The sequence below is a fragment of the Paraburkholderia hospita genome (genome assembly GCF_002902965.1).
GTDB classification, from domain to species: Bacteria; Pseudomonadota; Gammaproteobacteria; order Burkholderiales; family Burkholderiaceae; genus Paraburkholderia; species Paraburkholderia hospita.
The window spans coordinates 2,815,557-2,841,204 of sequence record NZ_CP026106.1 but is presented as its reverse complement, the minus strand read 5'-3'; the positions used below and the strand labels follow the sequence as shown (position 1 = coordinate 2,841,204).

Here is a 25,648-nt window from a genome sequence, read left to right as displayed (position 1 = left end):
GTACATCCGGACCGTGGCCGTGCAACGCAGCGGTGCGCTTCGAATGGGTCCATCTGCATGGGTCGATATGTGCCTGCTTCGTCTAACCAGACATAAGTGCTACGATGCCTGGGTGATGACGATGGAGGTGGAAATGGCGACCTATGCTATCGATGCGGTACGCATTAACCCTATGACTGACCGCGTCACCCACGTCCGTTGGGCTCTCGTCAATCCAAAAACGAATGAATGGCTCTCGCCGCACGAAATCGTCGAAGTCGCGGACGTCGTGACGGCCATTCATTCGGGCAATGCCGTGTGGTCGTTCTTCACGCTGGGCGGCCTGAATCTGCTGGGCCCCAAGATCAAAACGGTCTCGCACGCCGATGGCAACGACGGGATCGATACCGAAGTACCGGACGGTCACGTCGAGAAATTCATCGACGATCTGCCACGCGTCTGACTTTTCAGGCGCGCGATGTTCTAAGGGCGAAGGCCCGATTTCCGGTTTGTGCGCGCGGGCCGCGTTCGACGCGGCTGCCGCGCGTTCGGCGCTGCATTGCGGCTTCGCACAAAATCCTGCGCTCGGGAATTTTGCAGCGCTGATCTATGCGATGCTTTTGCACGTGCGCTTTTGCATGTGCGGTTTTCCACGTGTATTACGCATCCACAATGCGTAATGCACCGTGTTTCGAACCCGAAATCCATTGCCACAAAACAACTGAATCGACGGGGCCGCACGCTTCGGAGGAGACACAGCCATGACGCATATGTTCGAAGCGGGACTCGCACGCCGCGATGCCAATCATGTTCCGCTGACGCCAATCGATTTCATCGCGCGGGCCGCCGAAGTCTATGGCGACCGGCTGGCCGTCGTACATGGCGACGTGCGCCGCACGTGGCGCGAGACGTATGAGCGCGCGCGGCGTCTTGCGAGCGCGCTGCAACGCGCGAGCGTCGCGCGCGGCGAGACCGTGGCGGCGCTACTGCCCAACATTCCGCCGATGATCGAAGCGCATTTCGGCGTGCCGATGGCGGGCGCCGTGCTCAATACGCTGAATACCCGGCTCGATGCCGCGTCGATCCTGTACATGTTGCGGCACGGCGAGGCGAAAGCGCTGATCGTCGATAGCGAATACGGAGAGCTTGCGCTGCGCGCCGCGCGCGAGTTTCCGCAATTGCGCATTATCAGTGTCAGCGATGCGCAGCCCGCCGATACTCGTCATTTTCCAAATGCGACCGACTACGAAGCTTTCCTGCAAGCGGGCGATCCGCAGTTCGCATGGACGCCGCCCGCCGACGAATGGGACGCCATCGCGCTCAACTACACGTCGGGCACGACGGGCGAGCCGAAGGGCGTCGTCTATCACCATCGCGGCGCCTATTTGAATGCGCTCAGCAATATCCTCGAATGGGATATGCCGAAGCATGCGGTGTATCTGTGGACGCTACCGCTCTTTCACTGCAACGGCTGGTGTTTTCCATGGACGGTCGCGGCGCGCGCGGGCGTCAACGTGTGCCTGCGCAAATTCGATCCAAAGCTCGTATTCGATCTGATTCGCCGCGAGCGCATCACGCACTATTGCGGCGCACCCATCGTGCAAAGCGCGCTAGCGAATGCGCCTGCCGAATGGCGCGACGGGATTGCGCACCGCGTGTCGACGATGGTTGCGGGCGCGGCGCCGTCGCCTGCTGTGATAGCGCGCATGAAGTCGATCGGTTTCGATCTGACGCACGTGTACGGCTTGACGGAAGTGTATGGCCCCGCCTCCGTCTGCGCGAAGCAGGACGCATGGGACGCGCTCGACGACGACGAACGCGCGCGGCTCAACGCGCGCCAGGGCGTGCGCTACCACTTGCAGGCGGCCGTCGACGTGCTCGACCCCGATACGCTCGAACCCGTGCCGCGCGACGGCGAGACGATCGGCGAACTGATGTTTCGCGGCAATATCTGCATGAAGGGCTATCTGAAGAACGAGCGCGCAACTGAGGCCGCATTCCGCGGCGGCTGGTTCCATACGGGCGATCTCGGCGTGATTACCGCAGACGGCTATGTGCGCATCAAGGACCGCAGCAAGGACATCATCATTTCCGGCGGCGAGAACGTTTCGAGCATCGAGATCGAGGATGCGTTGTACCGTCATCCGGCCGTGTCGGTGGCCGCCGTGGTCGCGATGCCGGACGCAAAATGGGGCGAGGTGCCGTGCGCATTCGTCGAACTGAAGGATGGTGCGGACGCGAGCGCCGAGGAAATCATTTCGCATTGCCGTCAATTGCTCGCCGGATTCAAATTGCCTAAAGCGGTCTTCTTCGGCGAATTGCCAAAAACCTCGACGGGCAAGATCCAGAAATTTGAATTGCGCGCGCGCGTGAAGTCGTCGAGCGCGATCGATCAGGAGCCGGGGAAAAAGTAGCATGCTTATGGTCCGACCATCGCAAACGTAGAGCCCATGCCGCTTTCCGCAGCTATCAAAGCACCGCGTCTGACGCGCACGCGCGGGAATGAATGCTAGAATCCCGAGAAATCAGGGAAGCGACCTTGGTCTTCAAGGTTCATGGCGAATTCCAGTACGCACCATGCGGGTTTTTCGCCGCCATTCAATCTGTCGGAACGCGCTGACAACTTCATTCGGCAGAAGTTGGTGGATCCGTATTAAGGCTTCGCTGCAAGTGCGAAGCCAATAATCTATTTAACGCGTGCTTATTGGCCGCGTAATTCGATACGTTATCGGCACGTTATGAAAGAGCGAGAGGAACATCGGACGCTCGACCTCGACGGTCAAGCTCGTGAGCGGCTGGTCTTGTGGATCCGTCGCCGCATGGATGAATTTGGCATTACGCTTGAAGCGCTCGAAGAGGCGCTGATCGCCGATGCCGCCGTGCCGAAATACCGCGACGCGTTCGGGCACGAATGGGACGGCAAGGGCGACCGCCCCGACTGGCTCACGCGCGCAATCAACGCTGGTCAGGACATCGAGCATTTCCGCGTCTGAGCGCCGCATTCGCGGGCGCTTCTATTGTTTTTTGCCTTCTCGTTTCCGCTTTCCTGCGCAGCGCCGCGCGACTGTTTTCATGGAGACACCGCTATGTCCGACATGACCCCACAACAGGCTGGATATAGCAGCGAAGAATGGGCGACGCGGTGTGAGCTTGCCGCGCTGTATCGGCTGATCGCGCATTTCCGCATGACCGATCTGATCGACACGCACATCACCGCGCGCGTGCCCGGTCCCGAGCATCACTTTCTGATCAACCGCTATGGCGTGCTCTTTCACGAGATGCGCGCGTCGGATCTCGTGAAAATCGATCGCGACGGACGCGTCGTTGAAGCGGCGGACAAGGTCGCTGCCGATCCGAAGCGGTATCGCGTGAATGCGGCGGGCTTCACGATCCATTCGGCTGTGCATACTGCGCGTCCCGACATGCACTTCGTGATTCACACGCATACGTCGGCCGGCTCGGCCGTGTCGGCGCAAAAGCACGGCTTGCTGCCGATCAGCCAGCACGCGCTGAAGTTCTACGGCGCGCTCGCGTATCACGACTACGAAGGCATTGCGCTCGATCTCGGAGAGCGGGAGCGCCTCGTCGCCGATCTCGGATCGTGCAACGCAATGATCCTGCGCAATCACGGCCTGCTGGCGGGTGGCAAGTCGGCGGCAACGGCGTTTCAGGAGATTTACTTCCTCGAACGCGCGTGTCAGATCCAGATCGACGCACTCGCGGGCAATGCGGAATTGACGCTGCCGCCCGAGCATGTGCGCAAGCTCACGGCCAGCCAGTTCGCACGCGACGACGAAGAAGGCATCGCGGAACTGGCGTGGGAATCGGCTTTGCGGTTGATCGATAATTCGGTTTCTGATTACCGCAGTTGACCCACGGCGCAGCGCCACGAAACGCAGACGAAAAAAAGCCCGCGTCAAAGCGGGCATCCAAAAATTGCTCGGAGTTTCGTTGCGCGATTTGACTCGCGCAACGCATCCTAACGTTCATTTGTGAACAGGCGATGAACCCTTGCATCGAATGCATGCGGGGTTCGCACGCCGTGCATCGCATCACAGGTCGAAGAACACCGTTTCCTTCGGGCCTTGCATGTGGATGTCGAAGCGATAGACCGCTTTGCCGCCATTCGTTTCGCGCTTTGCGACAAGCGTTGCGCGGCGCTCGGCGGGCACGCTCGCGAGCACGGGGTCCTTGTCGTTCGCGGCGGCTTCGTCGTCGAAGTAGACGCGTGTGAACGTGTGCAGCAGCATGCCGCGCATCGTCACGATCACGTTCAGATGCGGCGCTTCGTCAGGCGACGCGCGCCCCGGTTTCACTGTCTCGATGATGAAGCGCTTCTGCGGGTCCGTGCCCGTGCCGAAGCGCGCAAAGCCGCGAAAGCCCGTCTTCGCCACTTCTTCGCGCGACTGCGGATAGCGTCCGTCGCTGTCCACCTGCTGCACTTCGATCATCGCGTCGCCGATCACCGCGCCGTCGGCGTCGAACACCTGGCCGACCAGCGTGATGTGCTCGCCCGCTGCCTCGCGGTCGGCGAGAACGTTCGTGAACAGGCTCTTCAGATCGAAATTGTATTGCTCGGGGCACAGGCCGTATGCGAAGTACGGTCCGACCGTCTGCGAAGGGGTTTGCTTAAGCGTCGTCATGATCAGCGCTCCATCGGAGTTTCGTTCGGGCCGCGCAGCACGATGTCGAATTCATAGCCGAGCGCGTAGTTTTCCTGGGTCACGTCCAGCGTGAAGCGCGAGATCAGACGGTCGCGCGCGCCTTCCGGCGTGCCCTGGAAGATCGGGTCGTACTGGAGCAGCGGATCGCCGGGGAAATACATCTGCGTGACGAGACGCGAGCCGAAGTAGTCGCCGAACAGCGAGAAGTGGATGTGGTTCGGACGCCACGCGTTCGGGTGATTGCCCCACGGATACGCACCGGGCTTGATCGTCATGAAGCGGTAGCGGCCTTCGTTGTCGGTCAGGCAGCGGCCCGCGCCGAGGAAGTTCGGATCGAGCGGCGCGTCGTGCTGGTCGTTCTTGTGCACATAACGGCCGGCAGCATTCGCCTGCCACACTTCGACCAGCGTATTGCGCACCGGGCGGCCGCCTTCGTCGAGCACGCGGCCCGTCACGATGATCCGTTCGCCGAGCGGCTCGCCGTTTTTCGCGGCATTGCGCGTCAGGTCGTTGTCGAGCGCGCCGAGATCTTCCGCGCCGTAGACGGGCACGCGCTGGTCGCGCAGGCGCTCTTTCAGCGGAATCAGCGGGCGCGTCGGGCCGCGCTTGACGGACGATCCATACGGCGAATGGACATAGGCGGGATGCGAGGGGAAGTCGCGCGGACTCAGAATGGAATCGTCCATCAGGTGTCTCCTTGGGGGATTCGATTTTGGCTAGTGGATGACGTGACTTTATAGAAGCCGAGAAGTTATGCAAAATGACGTTTTTTCCCATCTCGTATAACGATCCGTTATGCAACGCAGCCTCGCGGACAGTCGTGTCAAATTCCGGCATTTGCAGTGCTTTCTTGCCGTCGCGCAGTTTGGCGGCGTGCAGAAGGCGGCGGAGAGCCTGTCGATCACGCAGCCTGCCGTGTCGAAGACGGTGGCCGAACTGGAAGAGATTCTCGGCGTGCGCCTGTTCGAGCGCGGCCGGCACGGCGCCGTGCCGACGCGCGAAGGCCAGCTCTTCATGCCGCACGCCAGCGCCTGCGTGAGCGCGCTGCGGCAGGGCGTCGATCTGCTCGCGCGCGTGGAAGGCGAGGCTGCCGCGACGCTCGATATCGGCGTGCTGCCGACCGTCGCGACGTCGCTCGTGCCGCCCGTGATGCGCCTGTTCGGCGAGCAGTGGCCGAACGCGATCGTGCGGCTCAAGACGGGTTCGAACACTGAACTGCTGGAGCGTCTGAAGGCGGGCGCGATCGAGTTCGCCGTGGGCAGGCTGGCCGACCCCGAGCGCATGGTGGGGCTGACGTTCGAGCAGCTGTATAGCGAGCCCCTCATCGCCGTGGTGCGCGCGGGGCATGCGCTGGCGTCGGGCGCGCTGTCGTCCCCCACGCGCCTGCTGGAGTTTTCCGTCGTCGTGCCGCCGTATGGGACGCTGATCCGGCAGTCGGCGGAAAGTCTGCTGCGCGCGTGGGCCGTGCCGCCGCTGTCGTCGTTCATCGAGGTGCTGTCGGTGTCGGTGGGGCGTGCACTCGCGCTCGAGAACGACGCCGTGTGGTTCGTGCCGCGCAGCGCAATCGAGTACGAACTGGCGCACGGCTTGCTGGTCCCATTGCCGTTGCCCGTCGCGGGCACGGAGGAACCCGTCGGTCTGATCCTGCGCTCGGACACGCAGCCAACGCCCGTCGGCCGCGCGCTGATCGATGCCGTACGCAAGGTCGCGCGCGAGCGGCTCGCGCGCCATGTGCAGGCGCGTGCGGAAGAGGGGCGGGGTAAGACCTCGGCGAGGAGCCGCGCGAAGCGCGACGCCGGGAGTGACGCCAAAGTGGACGTCGGTGTTGACGCGGGTGTTGACGTAAAGCGCGACGCGAGCCATGGTGCAACAAAGCGCGCCGCGAAGCCACAAGGGGACAAAGCCTCGGGAACGTCACGCAGGAAGGTGCACCTTTGAACCGATTAGTACAAAATCGAGGTTGCACGAGTGGCGCTGCACGGTGTAAAACACGGTGCGCGGCGCCCCGATCCGCGCGCTTGCCGAGTTGAAACAGCACGATTCATGGAGATGCACATGCCCAGCGACCTGCCGACCCCTGCCGACGCGCTCAAGGCCGTTGCGGACCCGGAGCACAATCCGCTCGGCACGGCCGGCATCGAGTTCGTCGAGTTTGCCGCGCGCCATCCGCATACGCTCGCCGACACCTTCGTGAAGCTCGGCTTCAAGCCGATCGCGCGCCACATCAGCAAGGACGTGACGCTGTTCCGTCAGGCCGATATGAATTTCCTGCTGAATGCCGAGCCGGATTCGTTTGCCGAGCGTTATGCGGAAGAATATGGCGTGGGCATTTGCGCGATCGGCATTCGCGTCGCCGATGCGCAGCGTGCTTATGACCGCGCGACCGAACTCGGCGCGTGGTCGTTCGAAGGTGAGCGGATCGGCAAAGGCGAGCTCACGATTCCCGCCATTCAGGGCATCGGCGATTCACATATCTATTTCGTCGACCGCTGGCGCGGACGCGGCGGCCAGAAGGGCGGCCTCGGCGACATCTCGATCTTCGATATCGACTTTCGCCCCATCGAGCCGAGCACCGCGCAGGCCGACCTGAGCCACGCAGGCACGGGCCTCATCGCCGTCGATCATCTGACGCAAACGGTCGGCGCGGGGCGCATGCAGGAATGGATCGACTTCTATCGCGAGCTGCTCAACTTCCGTGAGATTCACGAGCTGCATGCGAACTGGCATGTGTCGGGGGAATCGCGCGTGATGGTGTCGCCGTGCGGTGCGATCCGCATTCCGCTGTACGAGGAAGGCACGCGCCGCACGAGCCTGATGCATGAATATCTGCCCGATCATCCGGGCGAAGGCGTGCAGCACATCGCGCTCGCTACCGAGGATATCTTTGCCTGCGTCGACCAACTGCTCGCTAACGGCATCGAGCTGGTCGAGCCGCCGCCCGCCTATTACGAGCAGATCGATACGCGTCTGCCGGGGCATGGGGTCGATATCGAGCGCCTGAGGCGCGGCCGGATTCTGGTCGATGGGGAGATTGGCGCGGATGGTGTGCCGTTGTTGTTCTTTCAGACGTTCGTGCGGCGGCGCGAAGGCGATATCTTCTTCGAAATCGTGCAGCGCAAAGGGCATCATGGTTTCGGTGAAGGGAATCTCAGTGCGCTTGCGCAGGCGCGGTCGGTGGGTTGAATTGGCGTTTTTGGTTTTTGGTTTTTGGTTTTTGGTTTTGGGTTTTTGCTGCGCAGCGGTTTGGTTTGCTTGTGTTTGCGCTGGCGTCCGCGTTTTGTTATTGGTTGTTCAAGCGTTGCCCCTGTGCGGGGCGGCACCTACTTTTCTTTGCCGCCGCAAAGAAAAGTAGGCAAAAGAAAGCGGCTCACACCGCCAGCTCTTCTTCCTGCCTGAGGGCCCCCAACGGGTCTTACGCTTCACACGGCAATCACGTGACCCACGTTCGTTGCCAGCGCTCTGAATTGGCGCCTCACCCGCTTCACGTACCCGCGTCGCCGCACGCCGTACCAGATAGTCCGCCGCCGCCCAGGCGGCAAACTGTGTGTAGGTTGTCGCACCGCACAGCTTAGTGCTCTTACCACAAACACCAACCCTGCTTTCCAGTCCGGAGTGATGCGCGTAGGGCGCGAAAGCCTACACACAGTTTGCCACCTGGGCGGCACAAACCATTCGCTGCCCCCCAGCCCTTGTACGGTTGTCTGAAGCAGGGGAGGCATTCATTCTAAGCGTTGGCAACGCACGCGAACTAGAACGCTGCCGTGTGGAGTGTGGGGACGTTGGGGGCCCGTGGATAAGAACATGGGCTGGCGGTGTTAGCCGCTTTCTTTTGCCTACTTTTCTTTGCGGCGGCAAAGAAAAGTAGGTGCCGCCCCGCACAGGGGCAACGCGTGAAGCACGCTAACAAAACGCGGATGCCAGCGCAGAGGCAAACCGCAGATGCCAGCGCAAAGCCAACCCATAACCGCGAGCGCAAAACAAATGCGCGCTATTTCTTCGACGCGCTGCCGCCACCAGCAACCGGCAGATCAGCACTAGTCGCCATCCACAACACTTCCGCGTCCTCTTCGCTCGTCGAGACGGCGGCATGCCCCGTACGGCTGTCGAAATAGAGACTGTCGCCCGCATTCAGATGCGTCGGCGCATACAGCTCCGAATACAGGCACACGCTGCCGCTGATCACATACAGAAATTCTTCGCCTTCGTGGCGGCCCCAATCGTCGAATGCGTCGAGCGTGTGCGCGGTGATGCGGATCCGAAACGGCAGCATCACCTTGTGCGCGAGGTCCGTCGCCAGCAGTTCCATCTGGTAGCCGCGATACGCGTGACGCTGGCCCGCGTCCTTGCGCGTGAGCGCGCGCCGGCCGCTCGCGTTGACTTTCGGCGTCGAGCCGAACAGTTCGCCCAGATCGATCTTCAGACCTACGACGATTTTTTGCAGCACGTCGAAGGTCGGCGACATCAGGCCGTTTTCGATCTTCGACAGCGTGGAGCGCGATACGCCGCACAGGCGGCTGGCCGTTTCGAGCGTCAGGTCGTGCGCGAGCCGCGCGGCGCGCACGCGGCGGCCGAGGTCCGACGTCGAGCTTTCCGGCGACTTGGTGAGCGAGGTATCCATGGGCGTAAATGACTATGCAGCGTGATGCTTTCAGTGTTTCCGATCATAACATCGGCCTGTTTGCGGACCGCCGCGCGGGCGGGGCGGCGGGTTATGCAAGCAAGCGGATTTCCGATCTGAAACGCACCCGCAGAGTGTGCACGATGATGTATCACGCTGAAAAGCGCCACGCGTACAAACTCGGGAAAACCCTAATTTTCCCCTCTTTTCGGCGTTTTACCGGTTCGCGCAAGTTCATGTCGCAACGCCGCTTGTCGTCATAATTGACGGCGTGTATAGTTTCCGAACTTACTTTTGTTTCGTATCGGAAATCAAGGGAATCCAGATGAACGCATCGAGCATCCTTGCCGATCTCGGCATTGCAGACGCAGCGCAAGCGGGCGACATCGCCGTCCATTCGCCCATCACGGGCGAACTCATTGGCCGCGTGGCCAGCCAGTCGACGGCGCAAGTCGATACGGTGCTGGCCAACGCGAAACAGGCATTCGAGCAATGGCGCAACGTGCCCGCGCCGCGCCGCGGCGAACTCGTACGCCTGCTTGGTCAGCGTCTGCGCGAGAAGAAGCAGGCGCTCGGCAGCATCATCACGCTGGAGACGGGCAAGATCCTGCAGGAAGGCCTTGGCGAAGTGCAGGAAATGATCGACATCTGCGATTTCGCGGTCGGCCTGTCGCGCCAGCTGTACGGCCTCACGATCGCTTCGGAGCGCCCCGGCCACCGGATGGCCGAATCGTGGCACCCGATGGGCACCTGCGTCGTGATCTCGGCGTTCAATTTCCCGGCAGCCGTGTGGTCGTGGAATGCGGCACTCGCGCTCGTGTGCGGCAATGCCGTGGTCTGGAAGCCGTCGGAGAAAACGCCGCTGACGGCGCTCGCCGTCAACCAGATTCTCAACGAAGCGCTGAAGGAATTCGGCGATGCGCCGGCAGGCCTCACGGCCGTCGTCAACGGCGGGCGCGATGTCGGCGCGAAGCTGGTCGCGGACCCGCGTGCGTCGATCGTCAGCGCGACGGGCAGCACGGAAATGGGCCGCACCGTTGGCGTCGAAGTGGCGAAGCGCTTCGGCCGGTCGCTGCTCGAACTCGGGGGCAACAACGCGGGCATCGTCGCGCAGACGGCTGACCAGGAACTGGCGCTGCGCGGCATCCTGTTCTCGGCGGTCGGCACTGCGGGGCAGCGCTGCACCTCGCTGCGGCGTCTGTTCGTGCACGACAGCGTGTACGAGCAAACGGTCGAGCGTCTGAAGCAGCTCTATGCAAAGGTGCCGATCGGCAATCCGCTCGAAAAGGGCACGCTGATGGGACCGCTGATCGACAAGCAGTCGTTCGCGCGCATGCAGGAATCGCTGCAACAGGCGGCGGCGGAAGGCGGCAAGGTGTTCGGTGGCGAACGCGTCGAAGTGAAGGGCTATGAAAACGGCTACTACGTGCGCCCCGCGCTGGTCGAAATGCCGTCGCAAACGGGCGTCGTACTGAAGGAAACCTTCGCGCCGATTCTCTACGTGCTGCGTTACTCGGATTTCAACGACGCAATCGCGGCGAACAACGCTGCGCATCACGGCCTGTCGTCGTGCGTGTTCACGACCGACCTGCGCGAAGCGGAGCGCTTCACCTCGGATTCGGGCAGTGATTGCGGCATCGCGAATGTGAACATCGGGCCGAGCGGCGCGGAAATCGGCGGCGCGTTCGGCGGCGAGAAGGAAACGGGCGGTGGTCGCGAGTCTGGCTCGGACGCGTGGAAGGCGTACATGCGGCGTGCGACGAACACCGTCAACTATTCGTCGGCGCTGCCGCTGGCGCAAGGCATCGACTTTAATATCGGCTGATGCTTCGGCGCGGCGTGCTCGGGCTTTGCAGTTCGTGACGCGCCGCGCTTTCTACGATCAACCCGCTTAACGTTTCCAACCTGTCGCGGGCATTCGTTGCCCGCCGACCCGCTTCGTCTGGAGTGGCCTGTGAGTTCGAAAGTCGTCGTTGTCGGTGGAGGCGTGATCGGCAGTTCGATCGCGTATTTCTTGCGTTTGTCGGACCCGACGGTCAGCGTCACCGTGATCGAGCGCGATCCGACTTATGCGCGCTCGTCGTCGGCGTTGTCGGCGGCGTCGATCCGGCAGCAGTTCTCCACGCCGCTCTCCATCCAGATGTCGCTGTTCGGCATCGAGTTTCTGCGAACCATTGGCGAGCGTCTGGAGATCGACGGCGCGAAGCCTTCCATCGATCTGCACGAAGGCGGTTATCTGTTTCTCGCGACGCCTTCGGGCGAAGCGACGCTGCGCGAGAATCATGCGCTGCAAAAGCGTCTCGGCGCCGACATCACGTTGCTCGACAAGACGACATTGGCCGCGCGGTTTCCGTGGCTCAACACCGACGATCTGAGCGCGGGCGCATTCGGTGAGACGGGCGAGGGCTGGTTCGACGGCTACGGGCTCGTGCAGGCGTTGCGCAAGAAAGCGCAGGCGCTCGGCGCGCGCTATGTTGCCGATGACGTGACGGCGCTGCATCGCGAAGGGCGGCGCGTCACGCATGTCGTGACTTCACGCGGCGAGACTTTTCCGTGCGATGTCGTCGTGAATGCGGCGGGCGCGTGGGCGCGGCGAGTGGCGTCGATGGCGGGTATCGAGCTGCCTGTGTTCGCGCGACGCCGCAGCATTTTCAACGTCAGCTCGCCGGCGAAACTTGAACGCGCTCCGTTGCTGATCGATCCGACGGGGGTGTACTTTCGTCCCGAGGGCACGTCGTATATCTGCGGCACGTCGCCGTCGCCCAGCAACGATCCCGACGACCTGCCGCTCGACGAAGTCGATCACGCATTGTTCGACGACGTGATCTGGCCGACGCTCGCACATCGCGTGCCGCAATTCGAGGCGCTGCGCGTCGAGCATTGCTGGTCCGGCTACTACGAATACAACGTGCTGGATCAGAACGCGATCATTGGTCATCACCCGGATGTCGACAATTGCATCTTCGCCAACGGGTTCAGCGGCCACGGATTGCAACAAGGACCCGCGACGGGGCGCGGTGTCAGCGAACTCATCTTGCACGAGCAGTATGTGACGCTCGATCTCTCCTCACTCGGCTTTGCGCGCGTGCTGGAGAACCGGCCGATCGTCGAGAAAAACGTCGTGTGAGCGAAGCCGCCAGTTAGCTGCCGACGCGTTCCTTTTGTGCATCCACATGCTGGCCAATGCCGTTGCGTTGATCGGCCGTCCAGTATTCAGTGCGCACGCCGATCTGTTCCGACACGAACGGGCCGCCGCGCGTCGCGCGATAGTGCGCGAGCGCCTTGTAGACGAGGCGTTGCCCGACCAGCACGATCGGCACGTTGAGCAGCACCATCACGATGTTCATCAGATCGGACAGCGCCCAGAGATTGGGCAGTTCGAGTCCGGCCAGCACGGTCAGCGCGCCGAACGGCACGAACACCAGCGAGCCCATCACACGAATCCCCGTGATGAAAGCGCGGCTGCGCGAAATGAAGTTCGCCGAGATCTCCGCGAACGAAATCATCCCTAGCAGCGTGGTAAAGGCGAACAGGCCGTAACACACGCACATCACGATCTTGACGGCCTGCGCGACCGACGCGGGCACGAGCGTTTGCACTGAAGCCAGATAAACCGTGATCTTCGACGCGCGCACCGATTCCCATGCCTGACCGTCGACGGTGCCCGTCCACACATGCGCCATCACGACGATAAAGCCCGTCATCGTGCAGATGACCATCGTGTCGAAAAACACGCCAAGACTTTGCACGAAGCCCTGTTCGCACGGGTGATCGTTATCGGCGATCGCGGCTGCCATCGTGATCGTCCCTTGTCCCGCTTCGTTCGACATCAGCCCGCGCTTGACGCCTTGCGCAAGCGCAGTGCCGATCGCGCCGCCGAACAGCGCATGCGGCGCGAATGCACCGACGATCACCTCGTGAAAGAAGTATGGAATCAGCGGCAGGTTGATCGCGATGATGACCAGCGACATCAGGCAGAACAGCGCGGCCTTGATGGGGACGAGCACGTCGGTGTACGCGGTCACGCGGCGGATGCCGCCCATGATGATGAACGAACACGCGACGATCAGGCATGCCGCGATCGCGTAGTACACCGTCGACTGGCGGGCGAGATGCGTGCCCGTGACGGTATCGGCGATCGTGCCGATCGCGGTGAAGACGTTGAAGGTTTGTGGCGGCACATTGAACAGCGCATACACGATAAACACCAGCGACAGAAACGTGCCGACGATGCGCCGGTCGCCGAGTACGCGCCGTCCATAGAACGGCAGCCCGCCGACGAACTCGTCGTGCTTTTTTTCCTTGAAAAGCTGCGCGAGCGTGGATTCCATGAAGGCCGTCGCCATGCCGAAGAACGCGGCGACCCACATCCAGAACAACGCGCCAGGCCCGCCGACGGAAATCGCGCCCGTGATGCCGACGATATTGCCCGGCCCCGCGCGCATCGCCAGTCCGAGCATGAACGACGCGAGCGCGCTGACGCCCGTATTCGACGACTGCCGGCGCAACATGATGCGCACGATCTTGCCGACGTTCATCGTCTGGATGAAGCGTGTGCGGATCGAGAAGTGGATGCCCACGCCGACCAGCAGAAGAATCGCGAACGGGAATTGCCCGAGCACGGGAATTTGCGACCAGGCTTTGAAGTTGGTGGGAAAGTCCCAGAGGAAATCCGAGATGGGTGCAATGAAGGCAAAGAATGCGTTCACAGATTGGAAAAGATTTTCCACGCGGCTTTCCTCTCAGGCGTCGACCTGTCTTGAGCAGGCGTTTTGAATTCGGGATATGCAGGGGCGGACGGCAGGCATCGAGTGCGTGCTGCTGCCGTCGCGGGTCGCCATTATACGGATCTGTTGCACGCCTATCGACGCGCTGGCGATGAGTTAACGGACGTGCTTCTGATGAGCGATCTGTCGCGGATCGGATGGCTAGAGCAGTTGTCTTAACAACGTCAATGGGGCGGCGGCCGGCATCCAGACATGCGAGACGACAAACCACGCTCCTACCCAGGACGCGGCGACGACGATCAGATCGCAATGCCCGCTGTTCCAGAGCTTCAACGAGTGACGACCAAGAATCCACGGCACACCGAGCGGATTCGGCCAGTCGGCTAGCAAATGCATCACGCCACCGCATGCAAAGCCAAACGCGACAGCGGCTGCGGGATGATGCGGCATCATGTGCCATGAGACGAACAGCGCCGCGAGCCAGCCGATTCCCCAATGCGTGGCCGTGCGATGCGTGATCCACAGACGCTTGTGGCGCGACCACCATGCCACTTCGAGCCAGTCGGGCGCAGTCGCGCCCGCGACGCCCGCCACGAACGCGAGCCACGCCCATACGTGAAATGGACCTTGCCATCCATGACGCGCGGCGAGTGCCGCCGCGATGACGCCGGCCGCCCAGCCTGTCGCGTGATGTGCCTTGCTCGATGCCATTGAAGTCGCGCGACGATGAAGGTCGCGGTAAAACGCGGGCGGCCATTCTTGCAGAAGCCCAGGCAAAAAAATAGCCCGCGACATGCGCGGGCCATGACAACAGGTCGTGCCGTTACGAAGACTTACACATCAGGTCGTGCAACGTGCGATCGCAAAGCGCATTTCCTCTTCGGGCGGATCGTCGCCCGAGCCGCGTATGACCTTGATGACGGAGCCGCCGTTCGAAGGCGTCAGCGTGATGAAGTACGAACCGTTCGACGATGAGCCAACGGTCAGATCGGTCACGCCGTTGTTCTTCGATACATGCACGCGCGACAGACGGCTGTCGAGGCAACGTGCGATGTCCGACGCGGGCCGCGCTGACGATGCATAGACCATCGGTTCGGCAGAGGCGCTGGCGTCGGGGCCGCGCGACGAGCCACACGCGGCGAGGATGGCGATGGGAGCAAGAAGGATGAGTCGTTTCATGATTGTGTCGTCGGCGTCTCCGTGCTGCGGGGTACGTGGGCGCAAGCGAAGCGCAAGGCTTCGCGACGAAACCGCTTGCGCCGCCACGCTCATTCGGTGACTGAACTTCGAATGAAATGTTAACGACTGCAAAAACGGCTCCGGCCGAAGTATACCGACGCAAGCGGGATGCGCATGGACATCGTGTTAGAAATTAATTCGAAGCGGATCGCGGATCGTGGGGAGCGCCGTCTAGAAGCGATTCCTGTACGCGAGTCCGAGCGTCGTGCCGCGCGCCGTGCGCTGGTACATGATCGCCCAGTGCGTCAGCGCCGCGCCCGTCAGCGCACCGAGCGCGTCGGCTGCAAGGTCCTTGTAGGAGAAGCCATCGGTGCGGCAGGTGCCGTCGAACACTTCTTTCGCGAGGCCCGGCACGGTGCCGATCAGCGTCCCGTAGACGACGGGATGTTGCGTGTCGCGCGCGAGGTACGCGCCCAGCGCGCCGAATGGCGCCGATACGGCGAAGTGCTTGAGCTTGTCACTGCCTGTCCAGCTATCCGAAGACTGCACTCGCCAGCCGCCACGCGAGCCGCTGCAATCGAGTCCCGCGTGCGCGGCCGAACTGGCCGCCAGCATCAGGGCGAGCACGCTCGCCTGTCTGATCGTCGTCATATGCTCTCCAATTTTGTTTTTGAATCGCGCTCGTTCTGTCAGAAATCTCTGGCGCGTTTAAGCATTTAACGACAGACAGAATCAAATCATTAGTAAACCGAAATAAAAGTGTCAACAAGTGTGTCAAGGCGTTCGCGTGTGCGTGCACGTGCCCGCATCGAGCATAAAAAAACGCGCGCGTCAGACAGCACGCGCGCGTTTTTCACGGAAGACACCGGCAGCCGGTGCGGATCGTCATCCGATCCGGCCGCCTGTGGCGTCGTCGATAGGCAGCTTAGAAGCGGTGACGCAGGCCGACAGCCACAGCCGTCTGGTTTTGCGTCGACGACGGCGTCAGCGTGTTGATCGCTGCGACGTTCGCGCCGAAGTTGCCGAGTTCGCCCGAAGCGTGCTGGTACACGCCTTCCAGGTACACGTCGGTGCGCTTGCTCAGCGAGTAGTCGCCTTGCAGCGAAACCGTGTGCCACTTCGGCGAGCCGTCGCCGTTCGAACCCGAAACCTTGCCGTCCGTGAACGTGTACGCAGCTGCCAGGCTCAGCGCCGGCGTCAGCGCGTAGCGGCCGTTGACTTCATAGTTGTCCAGGTGCAGGTTCGTGCCCGAGATACCGTTGATGAACGTGCCGCCGACATTCGCGCTCTGCAGGTTGTCCAGCTGCGAGTGCGTGTACACGAGGCCGACGGTCGCCGGGCCGTACGTGTAGTTCGCGCCGACGCCGTACGTGCGTTGCGTTTGCGCGGCCAGTTGCGCTGCGCCGCCCGCACCTGCCGAGATCGCGCCGTTCGTGTTGTTGCTGCCCGAGTTGTTCAGTTGCAGGTAAGCGGCTGCGACGTTCAGCGGACCGTTCTTGTACGAAGCGCCTGCGCTCCATGCCCGGTTGTCCGCGAAGCCGTTAGCTTCGTTCGAGAAGCCATACAGGCCGCCGAACTGCAGGCCTGCGTAGTTCGGGCTCGCGTACTTGACCGAGTTCTTGATCGAGAACGAGTTGTCGAGGTTGTCGTTGTCGAACGGGTGGCCGGCCAGGTTGTTGCCGAAGCCCGAGCCCGCTGCCGACAGCGGCGCGAGGTAGTCGACCATCGAGTCATACTGACGGCCGAGGGTCACCGTGCCGTACTGGTTGCTTTGCAGACCGACGTACGCCTGACGGTTGAACAGCGTGTTGTTTTCCTTGAGGCTGCCGTTGTTCAGGTTGAAGCCGCTTTCCAACGTGAAGATGGCGTGCAGGCCGTTACCGAGGTCTTCGCTGCCGCGCAGGCCGAAGTACGTGTCCGAAACCGAGCCGCTGCCTTGTTGCCAGTTGCTGTGGCCAGCCTGGTTGTTCGTGTAGATGAGGCCTGCGTCCAGCGTGCCGTACAGGGTAACGCTGCTTTGCGCGTGGGCCGTTGCTGCGAAGGCGCCGAGAATGCCCGCGACGATAAGGGTTTTTTTCATGCTTTATTACTCCGAGACTTTGCGTGGAGACCGTAATACGGAACACGCACTGCAATGCGTGCCGTCGATCCGGAGCGAAGTGTATTACCGATACTCCCGAGCTTACTTTCGTCTGGCGCAACAATGCTTTCCGAAAAACGGAATAGACGGATTAACGTCGCTAAGTATTTTGGTTTTAAAGGCTTTTTTGAATTCGACGTGTGCCGGATGAGGTGCTGTCAATTGTCGCATTGTTGCAGTAGCGCGACGGTGACAGCCAGAAGTCAGCCGGGTTAACCCGTTGAAAACCGTTTCCGTGGGCTTTTGCAAGCCTTGATTAGTGCGATTTTTGGAAAGGTACTCTTCCATCCAGTGGTCTCGTCGCCACCGGATGCTGCTTATACAATTCGGCTTACCCCTTGACCAAGGGTTGTCTTTTTCATCTGTTTTTATGCGGCCTTCGGGCCGCTTTTTTTTGCCTTTAGTCAAATGGAAATCGTTCGGCTGAATAATGGTCAATGGATTATTTCGTAAATCGATATCTAGTTAGATTGAACTTTTTCATATTCGCACGATAAGGCATCTTTTGTTGTCCATTGGTTATAGGCGTGCGTCTACCCGATTTTGCGGCGGCGCGCCTGGGTAAAATGGGGGTTTCGCGCCGCAGACTCGATGCGGCGCCCGACGAACCCGAACCCTCTCTGCAATGACCGATACGCCTCTCACCGAACCCGACGCCGGCAACGCGTCCGAAGCCCTGCATGAAGACCGTCTGTGGCGCGACAACGGCTGGACCGCACGCGTCAAAAAGAACGAAGACGACGACGGCTGGGCTGTCGAGATGATCAAGGACGGCGAGGCCGAGCCTGCGCTGGTCGGGCCGTGGACGATGGGCCGCGACAAGAAGAATCCGAAGCCGCTGGACACCAACGCATTCAACACGCTCGTGAAGACGGCTTCGGAAGTCTTGCGCCGGCATGAACAGCAACTGCACGCGCAGTTGCACAAGCGGATGGCGGTGGAGTCCGGCGACGCCACTATCGAAGTCACGCTCGATATCGTCCCCGACGAGGACGATCCCTATGCATTGCTCACCGCGTTCGATTCCTTCGGCGAGCAACTCGCGCAAGTGAAGGTCGCGCCGAACTTCAAGCTCAGCAGGGCGAGCGCAGCGTCGTGGGTCGAGAACGAGTTTCGTCGGCCGGGCTGACGCGGCTTATACCTATACAGTTAGCGGCTCAGGCGGACGCGGGCTTGTCCAGTTCTGCCTTGATGCGCCTGGCCAGCACGCGCAGCTCGTCGAGATCGGCGCGCTCGGCCGCGTGAATCTTCAACGGAATGCCGTCGTGACGCGGAATCACGTGAAAGTGCACGTGCGGCACGGTCTGGCCGGACGCTGCGCCGTTCAGTTGCGCGATCATCATTCCCGGCGGGTTGAGTGCGGCTTTCACGGCAATCGCGACCTTGCGCGCGGTGCGGATCGCGGCGGCCGCCGCGTCTTCCGACAGTTCGAACAGCTCGGCGGCGGGCTCTTTCGGCAGAACCAGCACGTGGCCTTCGGCCTGCGGCATGATGTCCATCATCGCAACGGTGTGCTCGTCCTCATAGATGCGGATAGACGGCAATTCGTCGCGCAGGATGCGGGCAAACGGGTTCTGCTGATCGTAGGGCATGTGAGGCTCCGGTGGTCAGGCGCATTGGCCTTGCGTCGAAGGCCGTGCATGAATGGTCCGGGGATTTTAGCCGACGCGCTTTCAAGCGATGTGCCGGGCGCGCGCGAGTGTCGGTGCATCGATCGGCAACGCGAGTCGAACTTCCTTTCGTGGCAAGCACTTGCGTGTGGTGTGCTCAGCTTGTCCACATCCTTGTGAACAAAATCTGTGGACAAGCGGGATGCTGTTCGCCGGGCTCGCGCGTTTGCCTGTTGCATGCAACGCGTTTAAGTCCAGTCGCATCAAGCACTTGCCGATCTCGTGCGCAGGATACTCACAGGCTTGTCACCAAAAACTGTGGACAACCTCGGGCGGTGTCCGCGCGTCGGAGAAGCGTGGGCAAGCGACGCGGCGTAGATGCATCGAGTGCAATCTGAGTTGCGTCAATGACTTGCGTCGGTCTTGCTCAGGTTACTCACAGGCTTACCCACGAAAAGTGTTGATAACTATCGTGCGCGCGTCGCCCTTAACGAATGCGCTCAACTGCGCTTGCAGAAAATCGCTGTCACGTGCGGCGCGACACGATGAACGATGGCGGTGCTCCCCGCAGCGGTGACGGCCGTCTGAACCTTCTCGTCGCTGCCCCAGACGACTGCGCCATACGCCGACTTCGCGAGCGGCTCGCCGCTGCCGGCGCGAAAGATGGGATCGTCCTGTTCATAGCCGACCACAGCGAAGACGCTGAAGCCATACGCATCCAGACTCGCGCCGCGCACCGGGCGGAACGCATTGATCGAATTGCTTTCGACGCGCATCGGTTTCGGATCGATCAGTTGTTGCGCGGCGAGATCGGCGATGAACTTGTGCGCCGATTGGTCGCACGCAAGCGCGGAATCGAGCGATGCGGCGCGTGCGGCGAGCGGCAGCGCCGAAAGCAGCATGGCGATGAGGGCAGGGTGGACAAAAAGCTGTTTCATGTTTTTGAAGAACATCCGCTGGAGCGCGGACGGACAGAGAAGCGAAAAAAGCGCGGAGTACCGCGACGATCGACGACAAACGGGCCGCGAAAAGGGTTCGAAAGACCCGGTAACATTGGCGCGACCGGCGTGCACTCTACCTGCGTTCGGAAAAACGTGCTGTCAGGGCGAGCACGAGTAGGTCTTTGAAAAGCAACAGAATTGTGCGCGACTAAGGCAAGAAAACGCGATCCCGTATATATTTCCGGGTTATGACTTCGCAATCACACCCTCCCCGGGACGTTCCGCCGCCCAGAATGTGGGACGCCCGGCTTGCCCGGCGGCTCATCATGCCGCTCGTGGATACACCCGTTACGCCCAATCACCTGACGACCGTGCGCCTGTTGATCGGTCTCGCAGGCGGCCTGGCGTTGGCGCGCGGCGGATTCGCGTGGACCAACGTCGGCGCGTTTCTGATCGTGCTGTCCAACTTCGTCGATCACACCGACGGTGAGCTCGCACGCGTCAGCGGCAAGACGAGCCGCATCGGTCATTTTTACGACCTCGCATGCGACGCGCTCGTGACGGTGCTGCTGTTCGGCGGCATGGGCTACGGCATGACGTCGGCGCAGGTCGGCAATCTGATCGGGCTGGCCGTGCCGCCGTTCCTGCTTGGTACTATCGCGGGCATCGCGGTCGCGCTGATTTTCTTCCTGCGCATGCGCATCGAGGAAATGGCGGGCAAGATGGGCACGAAGCAGGCGTCCGTCGGCGGCTTCGAAACCGAGGATGTGCTTTATCTGCTGCCGCTCGTCACGCTGACGGGCGGCGTCGCACCGTTTCTCGTGGCTGCGTCGATCGGCGCGCCGTTATTTGCTGTGTACGTGGTGATCGATTACCGGCGCGTCTTGCGCCGCGCTCGCCCGGCGCAAAAAGACAGTCAAGCGTTGGTGAGTTGATGAGTGTGCCCGCAGAAGAAAACGTGATTGCAACGAACCCGATGGAACCCGCTGCCGGCCTTGCGCCGGCTTCTGCCGTTTCTGGGGCTGCTGCTTCGAGCGGTGTGCCCGATGCGGATCGCGCTGTCGCGAGCCGCGTCCGCACGTTCGACAATGCGCAACTGCGCAAGGACTTCGACGACCAGAGCGCGTTTCTGTACCTCGAAGATTTCCTCGCACCCGAAGTCACGGCGCAACTGATTGCTGCCGCGCGCGGGCTGCTGCCCGAAGTGAACCGCAACTATCTGCCGGGCCACAAGCAGGGTGGCAGCGTCAGCCGCCATACGATCGATCGCCTGGCGCCGTTCATCGCGCAGCTGTATCGCTCGAAAGAGCTGATCGGCTTCCTCGAGCAACTGACGGGCGACAAGCTGCTGCTGTCGCCGGCTGACGATCCGCACGCGTACGCGCTCTACTACTACACGAAGCCGGGCGATCATATCGGCTGGCACTACGACACGTCTTACTACGACGGTCGCCGCTATACGCTGCTGCTCGGTGTGATCGACGAATCGTCGTGCCGTCTCGACTACGAACTGCACACGCGCGACCCCAACAAGGCGGACCTGCCGGGCTCGGTGCAGATTCCGCCGGGCGGTCTCGTGTTCTTCGACGGCGACAAGCTGCGTCACCGCATCACCCCCGCGCTGGACAACGAAATGCGCGTCTCGCTGACGTTCGAGTACGTCACCGATCCGAACATGCGCCCGTGGCGCCGCGTGATTTCGAATCTGAAGGACGCGATTGCGTACTTCGGTTTCCGTCAGGTGTTCAGCCAGTTCTCGCGCCGTAACGCCAAAGGAGAAGGCGCGTGACGCGTGCCGCCGTGATCCTGCTGACGATCGGCGGCGGGCTGTTCGTCGCGTTGCTCGCATGGCAGGGCTTCGGCTCGGTCGTCTCGACGCTGATGGCAGCCGGCTGGGGTCTCGCCGTCGTCGCGGCGTTCCATTTGCTGCCGCTCGTGCTCGATGCGGGCGCGATCTCCGTGATGCTCGACAGGCGCCGCAAGGAAGTCACCGAACTCGATGCGGTGTTCGCGCGCTGGATCGGCGAATCGGTGAACAGCCTGTTGCCGGCTGGCCAGATCGGCGGACCTGTGATGATGGTGCGCCAGTTGTCGCAACGCGGGCTGCGCATGCGCGACGCCGCGGCCGCGATCACCGTCAGCACCACTTTGCAGGCGCTTGCGCAGATCGTTTTCGCGATGCTCGGCCTGCTGCTGTTCGGCGCGTCGGCTGCGCATGGCGCGATGCATGACTTGCAGACGGCGGCGCTGATCGCCACGGGCGTGCTGGCGGCGATGATCATCGGCTTCTATATGGCGCAGCGGCGCGGCCTGTTCGGCAAGGCGCTGCGCGTCATGTCGAAGGTATTCGGCAAGCGCGACTGGTCGGCGTTGACCACGCGCGCCGATGCCGTCGATGTCGCCGTGCGCGAACTGTACGACCAGCGCGGCAAGGTTGCGGCGAGCTTCGCTCTGAGCCTTGCGGGCTGGATCATCGGCACGGTGGAAGTGTGGCTGGCGCTGCGCTTCCTCGGTCATCCCGTTGGTTGGGTCGATGCGCTGCTGCTCGAAAGTCTCGGCCAGGCGATACGCGGCGCGGCTTTCGCGATTCCCGGCTCGCTCGGCATCCAGGAAGGCGGCTATCTGCTGCTCGCGCCGCTGGTCGGCCTGCCGCCCGAGGCGGCGCTGGCGTTGTCGCTGGTGAAGCGCGCGCGCGAGTTGCTGCTGGGTTTGCCGGGCCTGCTTTATCTGCATTTCAGCGAACGTAGCTGGCAGCGGCGGCGCGATTCGCGTCTGCCTGCTGTCGATTGATTTTTTTAGAAAGGACCGCGAATGCGCGCCATCATTCTTGCTGCAGGTCTTGGCCTGCGTCTCCAGCAACCTGTTGGAGAACAGTTTCCCAAATGCCTGCTGCGTTTCGACGGCGTGACCTTGCTCGAGCGTCATTTGCAGATGCTCGATGCGGCGGGCGTCACGGACGTCGTGCTGGCGCTTGGCTTTCAGCCGGAACTGGTCGAAGCCGAACTGGAGCGGATCGAGTGGCCGCACAAGGTCGAGATCAGGCTGAACCCGCGTTTTGACCTTGGCAGTGTGTTGACGGTGCATACCGTTGCGGATGCGATGACGAGCGGCGGCGACGTGCTGCTGATGGATGCTGATGTGCTTTATGACGAGCGCATTCTGAGCGCTCTGGTTGCGGGCGAGCATGCTAATCGCTTGTTGATCGATCGTGATTTCGAGGCTGGCGATGAGCCCGTCAAGTTGTGTCTGAAGGATGGCGTGCCGGTTGAGTTGCGCAAGCAACTGGCTGTTGGGCTTGAGTACGACACGATTGGTGAGTCGGTTGGGTTCTTCCGTCTGCGTGAAGAGACGGCAAAGCGATTTGCCGAGATCGTTGCTGGGTATGTTGATAGCGGGCGCGCGAATATGCCTCATGAAGAGGCGGTTCGGGATTTGCTGCTTGAGCGGAGTCATGTGTTTGATACCGCCGATGTCACCGGCGCGCCGTGGATCGAGATCGATTTTCCGAATGATGTTAAGCGGGCGGCGGCCGAAATTCTTCCTATGCTGCAGCCGATGGTGGGGGCTGGGCGGTAAGGGTTTGGGTTTTTTGATGTCTGCGACGCTGGGTGGTTTGCTTGTGGTTTCGCTGGCATCCGCGGTTTGTTAGCGTGCTTCAAGCGTCGCCCCTGTGCGGGGCGGCACCTACTTTTCTTTGCCGCCGCAAAGAAAAGTAGGCAAAAGAAAGCGGCTAACACCGCCAATCTTTCTTCTTGCCTGAGGGCCCCCAAAGGGTCTTACGCTTCAAACGGCAGCGATTTTGTTAGCGTGCGTTGCCAACGCTTCGAATGAACGCCTCACCCACTTCAAACACCCGTACACGGGCCAGCGGCAGCGAATGGTTTGCGCCGCCCAGGTGGCAAACTGTGTGTAGGTTGTCGCGACGTACACGTTAGCGCTCTTACATGGTGGGTCGCGTGCGCTATCGGTCCGGAGTGAGGCATGTGGAGCACCTAGGGCCTACACACAGTTTGCCACCTGGGCGGCCGTGGAATATCTGGCACGGCATGCTGTAACGCGGGGGTGTAAAGCGGGTGATGAGCATTGCAAGAGCGCTGGCAACTAACATGAGTCACGTGATTGTCGTGTGAAGTGAGGGACCGGTCGGGGTCCCTCAGGCAGGAAGAAATGTTGGCGGTGTTAGCCGCTTTCTTTTGCCTACTTTTCTTTGCGGCGGCAAAGAAAAGTAGGTGCCGCCCCGCACAGGGGCGACGCCTGAACGGCAAACACCGTAACGCGGATGCCAGCGAAAGCCCAAGCAAACGACCCCCGCCCGCGCAGCGCAAAAACCCAAATCAACCCTCAACAGCGTCGCAGACAAAAACCAAACACCTACACCATGCCTCTGGCAATAGGCACCTTCATCGTTCCACTGATAGTCGCCTGCGCGATGTTCATGGAAAACGTCGACTCGACGGTCCTCGTCACATCCCTACCCGTACTGGCCCGGGACTTGGGCCACGACCCAATCACCCTAAAGCTCGCTATCACGGCCTACGTGATCGGCCTCGGCGTGTTCATCCCCGTCTGCGGCTGGGTAGCCGACCGCTACGGTCCACGCTCCGTATTCCGCACTGCAATCGGCATCTTCATGGCCGGCTCCCTGATGGCCGCCGCATCGACGACGCTGCCGCTCTTCGTCGCCGCGCGCTTCGTGCAAGGCATCGGCGGCGCAATGATGGTGCCCGTCGGGCGCATCATCATTTTCCGGTCCGTACCGAAGTCGGACTTCATCCGCGCCGTCAACTATCTGACCGTGCCCGCGCTGCTCGGGCCCGTCGTCGGGCCGCCGCTCGGCGGCTTCATCACGACCTATCTGCATTGGCGTCTGATCTTCGTCGTCAACATTCCGATCGGTCTGTTCGGAATCTGGCTCACGAACAAACACATCGCCAACATGCGCGAAGCGCATCCCGGACCGCTCGACTGGACCGGTTTCGCCCTGTCGGCGGGCGGCGCGTCGCTGTTCATGCTCGGCTTGTCGCTGGTCGGCGGCGAACTGGTATCGGACCGCGTATCGGTGACGATGTGCGTGCTCGGCGCCGCGCTGCTGCTCGTCTACTGGCGCTACGCGAGTCGTGTCGAACGGCCTGTGCTCGATCTGAGGCTGCTGCGTATCCCGAGTTTTCACGCGAGCGTCGTCGCTGGCTCGCTGTTTCGGATAGGGCTTGGCGCCGTTCCGTTCCTGTTGCCGCTCGCGTTGCAGGAAGGACTCGGCATGACGCCGTTCGCGGCGGGCACGATCACCTGCGCATCGGCGTTCGGCTCGATCTTCATGAAGACGATCGCGTCGTCGGTGCTCGCACGCTTCGGCTTCCGGCGCGTGCTGATGTTCAACGCAGTGCTGGCTGGCTGCGCGATCGCGAGTTATGGACTGTTCGGTCCCGGAACGCCGCACGCTGTGATCTGGTTTGTCGTGCTGTTCGGCGGCGTGTTTCCGTCGTTGCAATTCACGTCGCTGAACTCGCTCGCGTATGCGGACATTCCGAGCCGCGACGTGGGTCGCGCGACGAGCGTCGCGAGCGTGGTTCAACAGATTTCGCTGGGTCTCGGTGTGACGATCGCGGGCATCGTGCTGCAGATCTCGCACAATGTGCAAGGGCATCCGACTATCGTGTGGACCGACTTCTGGCCCGCGTTTCTGGTGGTTGGTCTGTTCTCGCTCGCGTCGATTCCCGTGACGGCGAAGCTGCCGCACAACAGCGGCGAAGAACTCGCGCGTGGCGGAAGAGGGGAAGCGTGACGCGTGTC

At 61.8% G+C, this 25,648-nt stretch carries 26 protein-coding genes; 15 read left to right on the top strand and 11 right to left on the bottom strand.

Annotated features, from left to right (window positions below):
• Positions 1–133 precede the first annotated feature (133 nt).
• From C2L64_RS31335 to C2L64_RS31320, 4 genes are all read left to right on the top strand, one after another.
• On the top strand, positions 134–442 hold the full coding sequence (locus tag C2L64_RS31335) for a hypothetical protein (RefSeq protein WP_007731915.1): 309 nt from the start codon (positions 134–136) through the stop codon (positions 440–442).
• A gap of 298 nt (positions 443–740) precedes the next feature.
• Complete coding sequence (locus C2L64_RS31330; protein WP_009771201.1) at positions 741–2,393, top strand: acyl-CoA synthetase; 1,653 nt, start codon at positions 741–743, stop codon at positions 2,391–2,393.
• Between the two features lie 324 nt (positions 2,394–2,717).
• The gene (locus tag C2L64_RS31325; RefSeq protein WP_007731923.1) at positions 2,718–2,972 is read left to right on the top strand and encodes an H-NS family nucleoid-associated regulatory protein; all 255 of its coding nucleotides are present in this window, start codon (positions 2,718–2,720) and stop codon (positions 2,970–2,972) included.
• A 93-nt stretch (positions 2,973–3,065) separates the two neighbouring features.
• A complete protein-coding gene (locus tag C2L64_RS31320; protein ID WP_086909533.1) occupies positions 3,066–3,851 on the top strand; it encodes a class II aldolase/adducin family protein in 786 nt (261 codons plus the stop codon).
• Between the two features lie 180 nt (positions 3,852–4,031).
• On the opposite strand, the gene pcaG is transcribed toward C2L64_RS31320, so the two are convergent.
• Entirely contained in the window at positions 4,032–4,622 is a 591-nt protein-coding gene (gene pcaG / locus C2L64_RS31315; RefSeq protein ID WP_009771204.1) for a protocatechuate 3,4-dioxygenase subunit alpha, read from the bottom strand.
• A 2-nt stretch (positions 4,623–4,624) separates the two neighbouring features.
• Complete coding sequence (gene pcaH, locus C2L64_RS31310; protein ID WP_009771205.1) at positions 4,625–5,329, bottom strand: protocatechuate 3,4-dioxygenase subunit beta; 705 nt, start codon at positions 5,327–5,329, stop codon at positions 4,625–4,627.
• Positions 5,330–5,438: 109 nt separating this feature from the next.
• Between pcaH and pcaQ the strand changes: the two genes are divergently transcribed.
• Both pcaQ and C2L64_RS31300 read left to right on the top strand, forming a co-directional pair.
• Positions 5,439–6,581 carry a pca operon transcription factor PcaQ gene (gene pcaQ, locus C2L64_RS31305; protein WP_009771206.1) on the top strand — a complete coding sequence of 381 codons (1,143 nt, stop codon included), beginning with the start codon at positions 5,439–5,441 and terminating at the stop codon, positions 6,579–6,581.
• Between the two features lie 117 nt (positions 6,582–6,698).
• A complete protein-coding gene (locus C2L64_RS31300; protein WP_009771207.1) occupies positions 6,699–7,826 on the top strand; it encodes a 4-hydroxyphenylpyruvate dioxygenase family protein in 1,128 nt (375 codons plus the stop codon).
• An 805-nt stretch (positions 7,827–8,631) separates the two neighbouring features.
• Here the strand turns inward: C2L64_RS31300 and C2L64_RS31295 are convergent.
• Positions 8,632–9,261 carry a helix-turn-helix domain-containing protein gene (locus tag C2L64_RS31295; RefSeq protein ID WP_007749582.1) on the bottom strand — a complete coding sequence of 210 codons (630 nt, stop codon included), beginning with the start codon at positions 9,259–9,261 and terminating at the stop codon, positions 8,632–8,634.
• 8 nt (positions 9,262–9,269) lie between these two features.
• On the opposite strand from C2L64_RS31295, the gene C2L64_RS31290 reads away from it, so the two are divergent.
• From C2L64_RS31290 to C2L64_RS31280, 3 genes are all read left to right on the top strand, one after another.
• Entirely contained in the window at positions 9,270–9,524 is a 255-nt protein-coding gene (locus C2L64_RS31290; RefSeq protein ID WP_131542719.1) for a hypothetical protein, read from the top strand.
• Positions 9,525–9,586: 62 nt separating this feature from the next.
• Positions 9,587–11,086, top strand: coding sequence for an L-piperidine-6-carboxylate dehydrogenase (gene amaB / locus C2L64_RS31285; protein ID WP_007749581.1), 1,500 nt, complete (start codon positions 9,587–9,589; stop codon positions 11,084–11,086).
• Between the two features lie 129 nt (positions 11,087–11,215).
• A complete protein-coding gene (locus C2L64_RS31280) occupies positions 11,216–12,388 on the top strand; it encodes an NAD(P)/FAD-dependent oxidoreductase (protein ID WP_009771209.1) in 1,173 nt (390 codons plus the stop codon).
• A 13-nt stretch (positions 12,389–12,401) separates the two neighbouring features.
• Here C2L64_RS31280 and C2L64_RS31275 read toward each other — a convergent pair whose 3' ends face one another.
• The 6 genes from C2L64_RS31275 to C2L64_RS53485 all read right to left on the bottom strand — a co-directional run bounded on the left by C2L64_RS31275 (position 12,402) and on the right by C2L64_RS53485 (position 17,745).
• The gene (locus C2L64_RS31275) at positions 12,402–13,991 is read right to left on the bottom strand and encodes an alanine/glycine:cation symporter family protein (protein ID WP_009771210.1); all 1,590 of its coding nucleotides are present in this window, start codon (positions 13,989–13,991) and stop codon (positions 12,402–12,404) included.
• A 198-nt stretch (positions 13,992–14,189) separates the two neighbouring features.
• Positions 14,190–14,699 (bottom strand): metal-dependent hydrolase, encoded by a 510-nt coding sequence (locus tag C2L64_RS31270; protein WP_009771211.1) that lies wholly within the window; start codon positions 14,697–14,699, stop codon positions 14,190–14,192.
• 129 nt (positions 14,700–14,828) lie between these two features.
• The gene (locus tag C2L64_RS31265) at positions 14,829–15,167 is read right to left on the bottom strand and encodes a hypothetical protein (protein ID WP_009771212.1); all 339 of its coding nucleotides are present in this window, start codon (positions 15,165–15,167) and stop codon (positions 14,829–14,831) included.
• 231 nt (positions 15,168–15,398) lie between these two features.
• Positions 15,399–15,818, bottom strand: a complete 420-nt coding sequence (locus tag C2L64_RS31260; RefSeq protein WP_009771213.1) for a hypothetical protein — start codon at positions 15,816–15,818, stop codon at positions 15,399–15,401.
• A 274-nt stretch (positions 15,819–16,092) separates the two neighbouring features.
• A complete protein-coding gene (locus tag C2L64_RS31255) occupies positions 16,093–17,247 on the bottom strand; it encodes a porin (RefSeq protein WP_009771214.1) in 1,155 nt (384 codons plus the stop codon).
• A gap of 102 nt (positions 17,248–17,349) precedes the next feature.
• Complete coding sequence (locus tag C2L64_RS53485) at positions 17,350–17,745, bottom strand: hypothetical protein (protein ID WP_133061267.1); 396 nt, start codon at positions 17,743–17,745, stop codon at positions 17,350–17,352.
• Between the two features lie 187 nt (positions 17,746–17,932).
• Here C2L64_RS53485 and C2L64_RS31250 point away from each other — a divergent pair, with 187 nt between their 5' ends.
• Positions 17,933–18,436: a hypothetical protein gene (locus C2L64_RS31250; RefSeq protein ID WP_007749563.1), complete on the top strand. Its 504-nt coding sequence runs from the start codon at positions 17,933–17,935 to the stop codon at positions 18,434–18,436.
• Positions 18,437–18,464: 28 nt separating this feature from the next.
• Here C2L64_RS31250 and C2L64_RS31245 read toward each other — a convergent pair whose 3' ends face one another.
• Together C2L64_RS31245 and C2L64_RS31240 are read right to left on the bottom strand one after the other, a co-directional pair.
• Complete coding sequence (locus C2L64_RS31245; protein WP_009771215.1) at positions 18,465–18,899, bottom strand: HIT family protein; 435 nt, start codon at positions 18,897–18,899, stop codon at positions 18,465–18,467.
• A gap of 518 nt (positions 18,900–19,417) precedes the next feature.
• Positions 19,418–19,855, bottom strand: coding sequence for a hypothetical protein (locus C2L64_RS31240; protein ID WP_039902886.1), 438 nt, complete (start codon positions 19,853–19,855; stop codon positions 19,418–19,420).
• Between the two features lie 251 nt (positions 19,856–20,106).
• Here C2L64_RS31240 and C2L64_RS31235 point away from each other — a divergent pair, with 251 nt between their 5' ends.
• The 5 genes from C2L64_RS31235 (at position 20,107) to C2L64_RS31215 (ending at position 25,640) form a co-directional block, all read left to right on the top strand.
• Complete coding sequence (locus C2L64_RS31235; RefSeq protein WP_039902879.1) at positions 20,107–20,793, top strand: CDP-alcohol phosphatidyltransferase family protein; 687 nt, start codon at positions 20,107–20,109, stop codon at positions 20,791–20,793.
• Positions 20,793–21,647: a HalD/BesD family halogenase gene (locus tag C2L64_RS31230; RefSeq protein ID WP_009771218.1), complete on the top strand. Its 855-nt coding sequence runs from the start codon at positions 20,793–20,795 to the stop codon at positions 21,645–21,647. Before C2L64_RS31235 ends, C2L64_RS31230 begins: the two co-directional genes overlap by 1 nt.
• Complete coding sequence (locus tag C2L64_RS31225) at positions 21,644–22,648, top strand: flippase-like domain-containing protein (RefSeq protein ID WP_009771219.1); 1,005 nt, start codon at positions 21,644–21,646, stop codon at positions 22,646–22,648. Before C2L64_RS31230 ends, C2L64_RS31225 begins: the two co-directional genes overlap by 4 nt.
• Before the next feature lie 21 nt (positions 22,649–22,669).
• Positions 22,670–23,434, top strand: coding sequence for a phosphocholine cytidylyltransferase family protein (locus tag C2L64_RS31220; protein WP_007746268.1), 765 nt, complete (start codon positions 22,670–22,672; stop codon positions 23,432–23,434).
• Between the two features lie 802 nt (positions 23,435–24,236).
• Complete coding sequence (locus C2L64_RS31215; RefSeq protein WP_007587110.1) at positions 24,237–25,640, top strand: MFS transporter; 1,404 nt, start codon at positions 24,237–24,239, stop codon at positions 25,638–25,640.
• Positions 25,641–25,648: the final 8 nt, after the last annotated feature.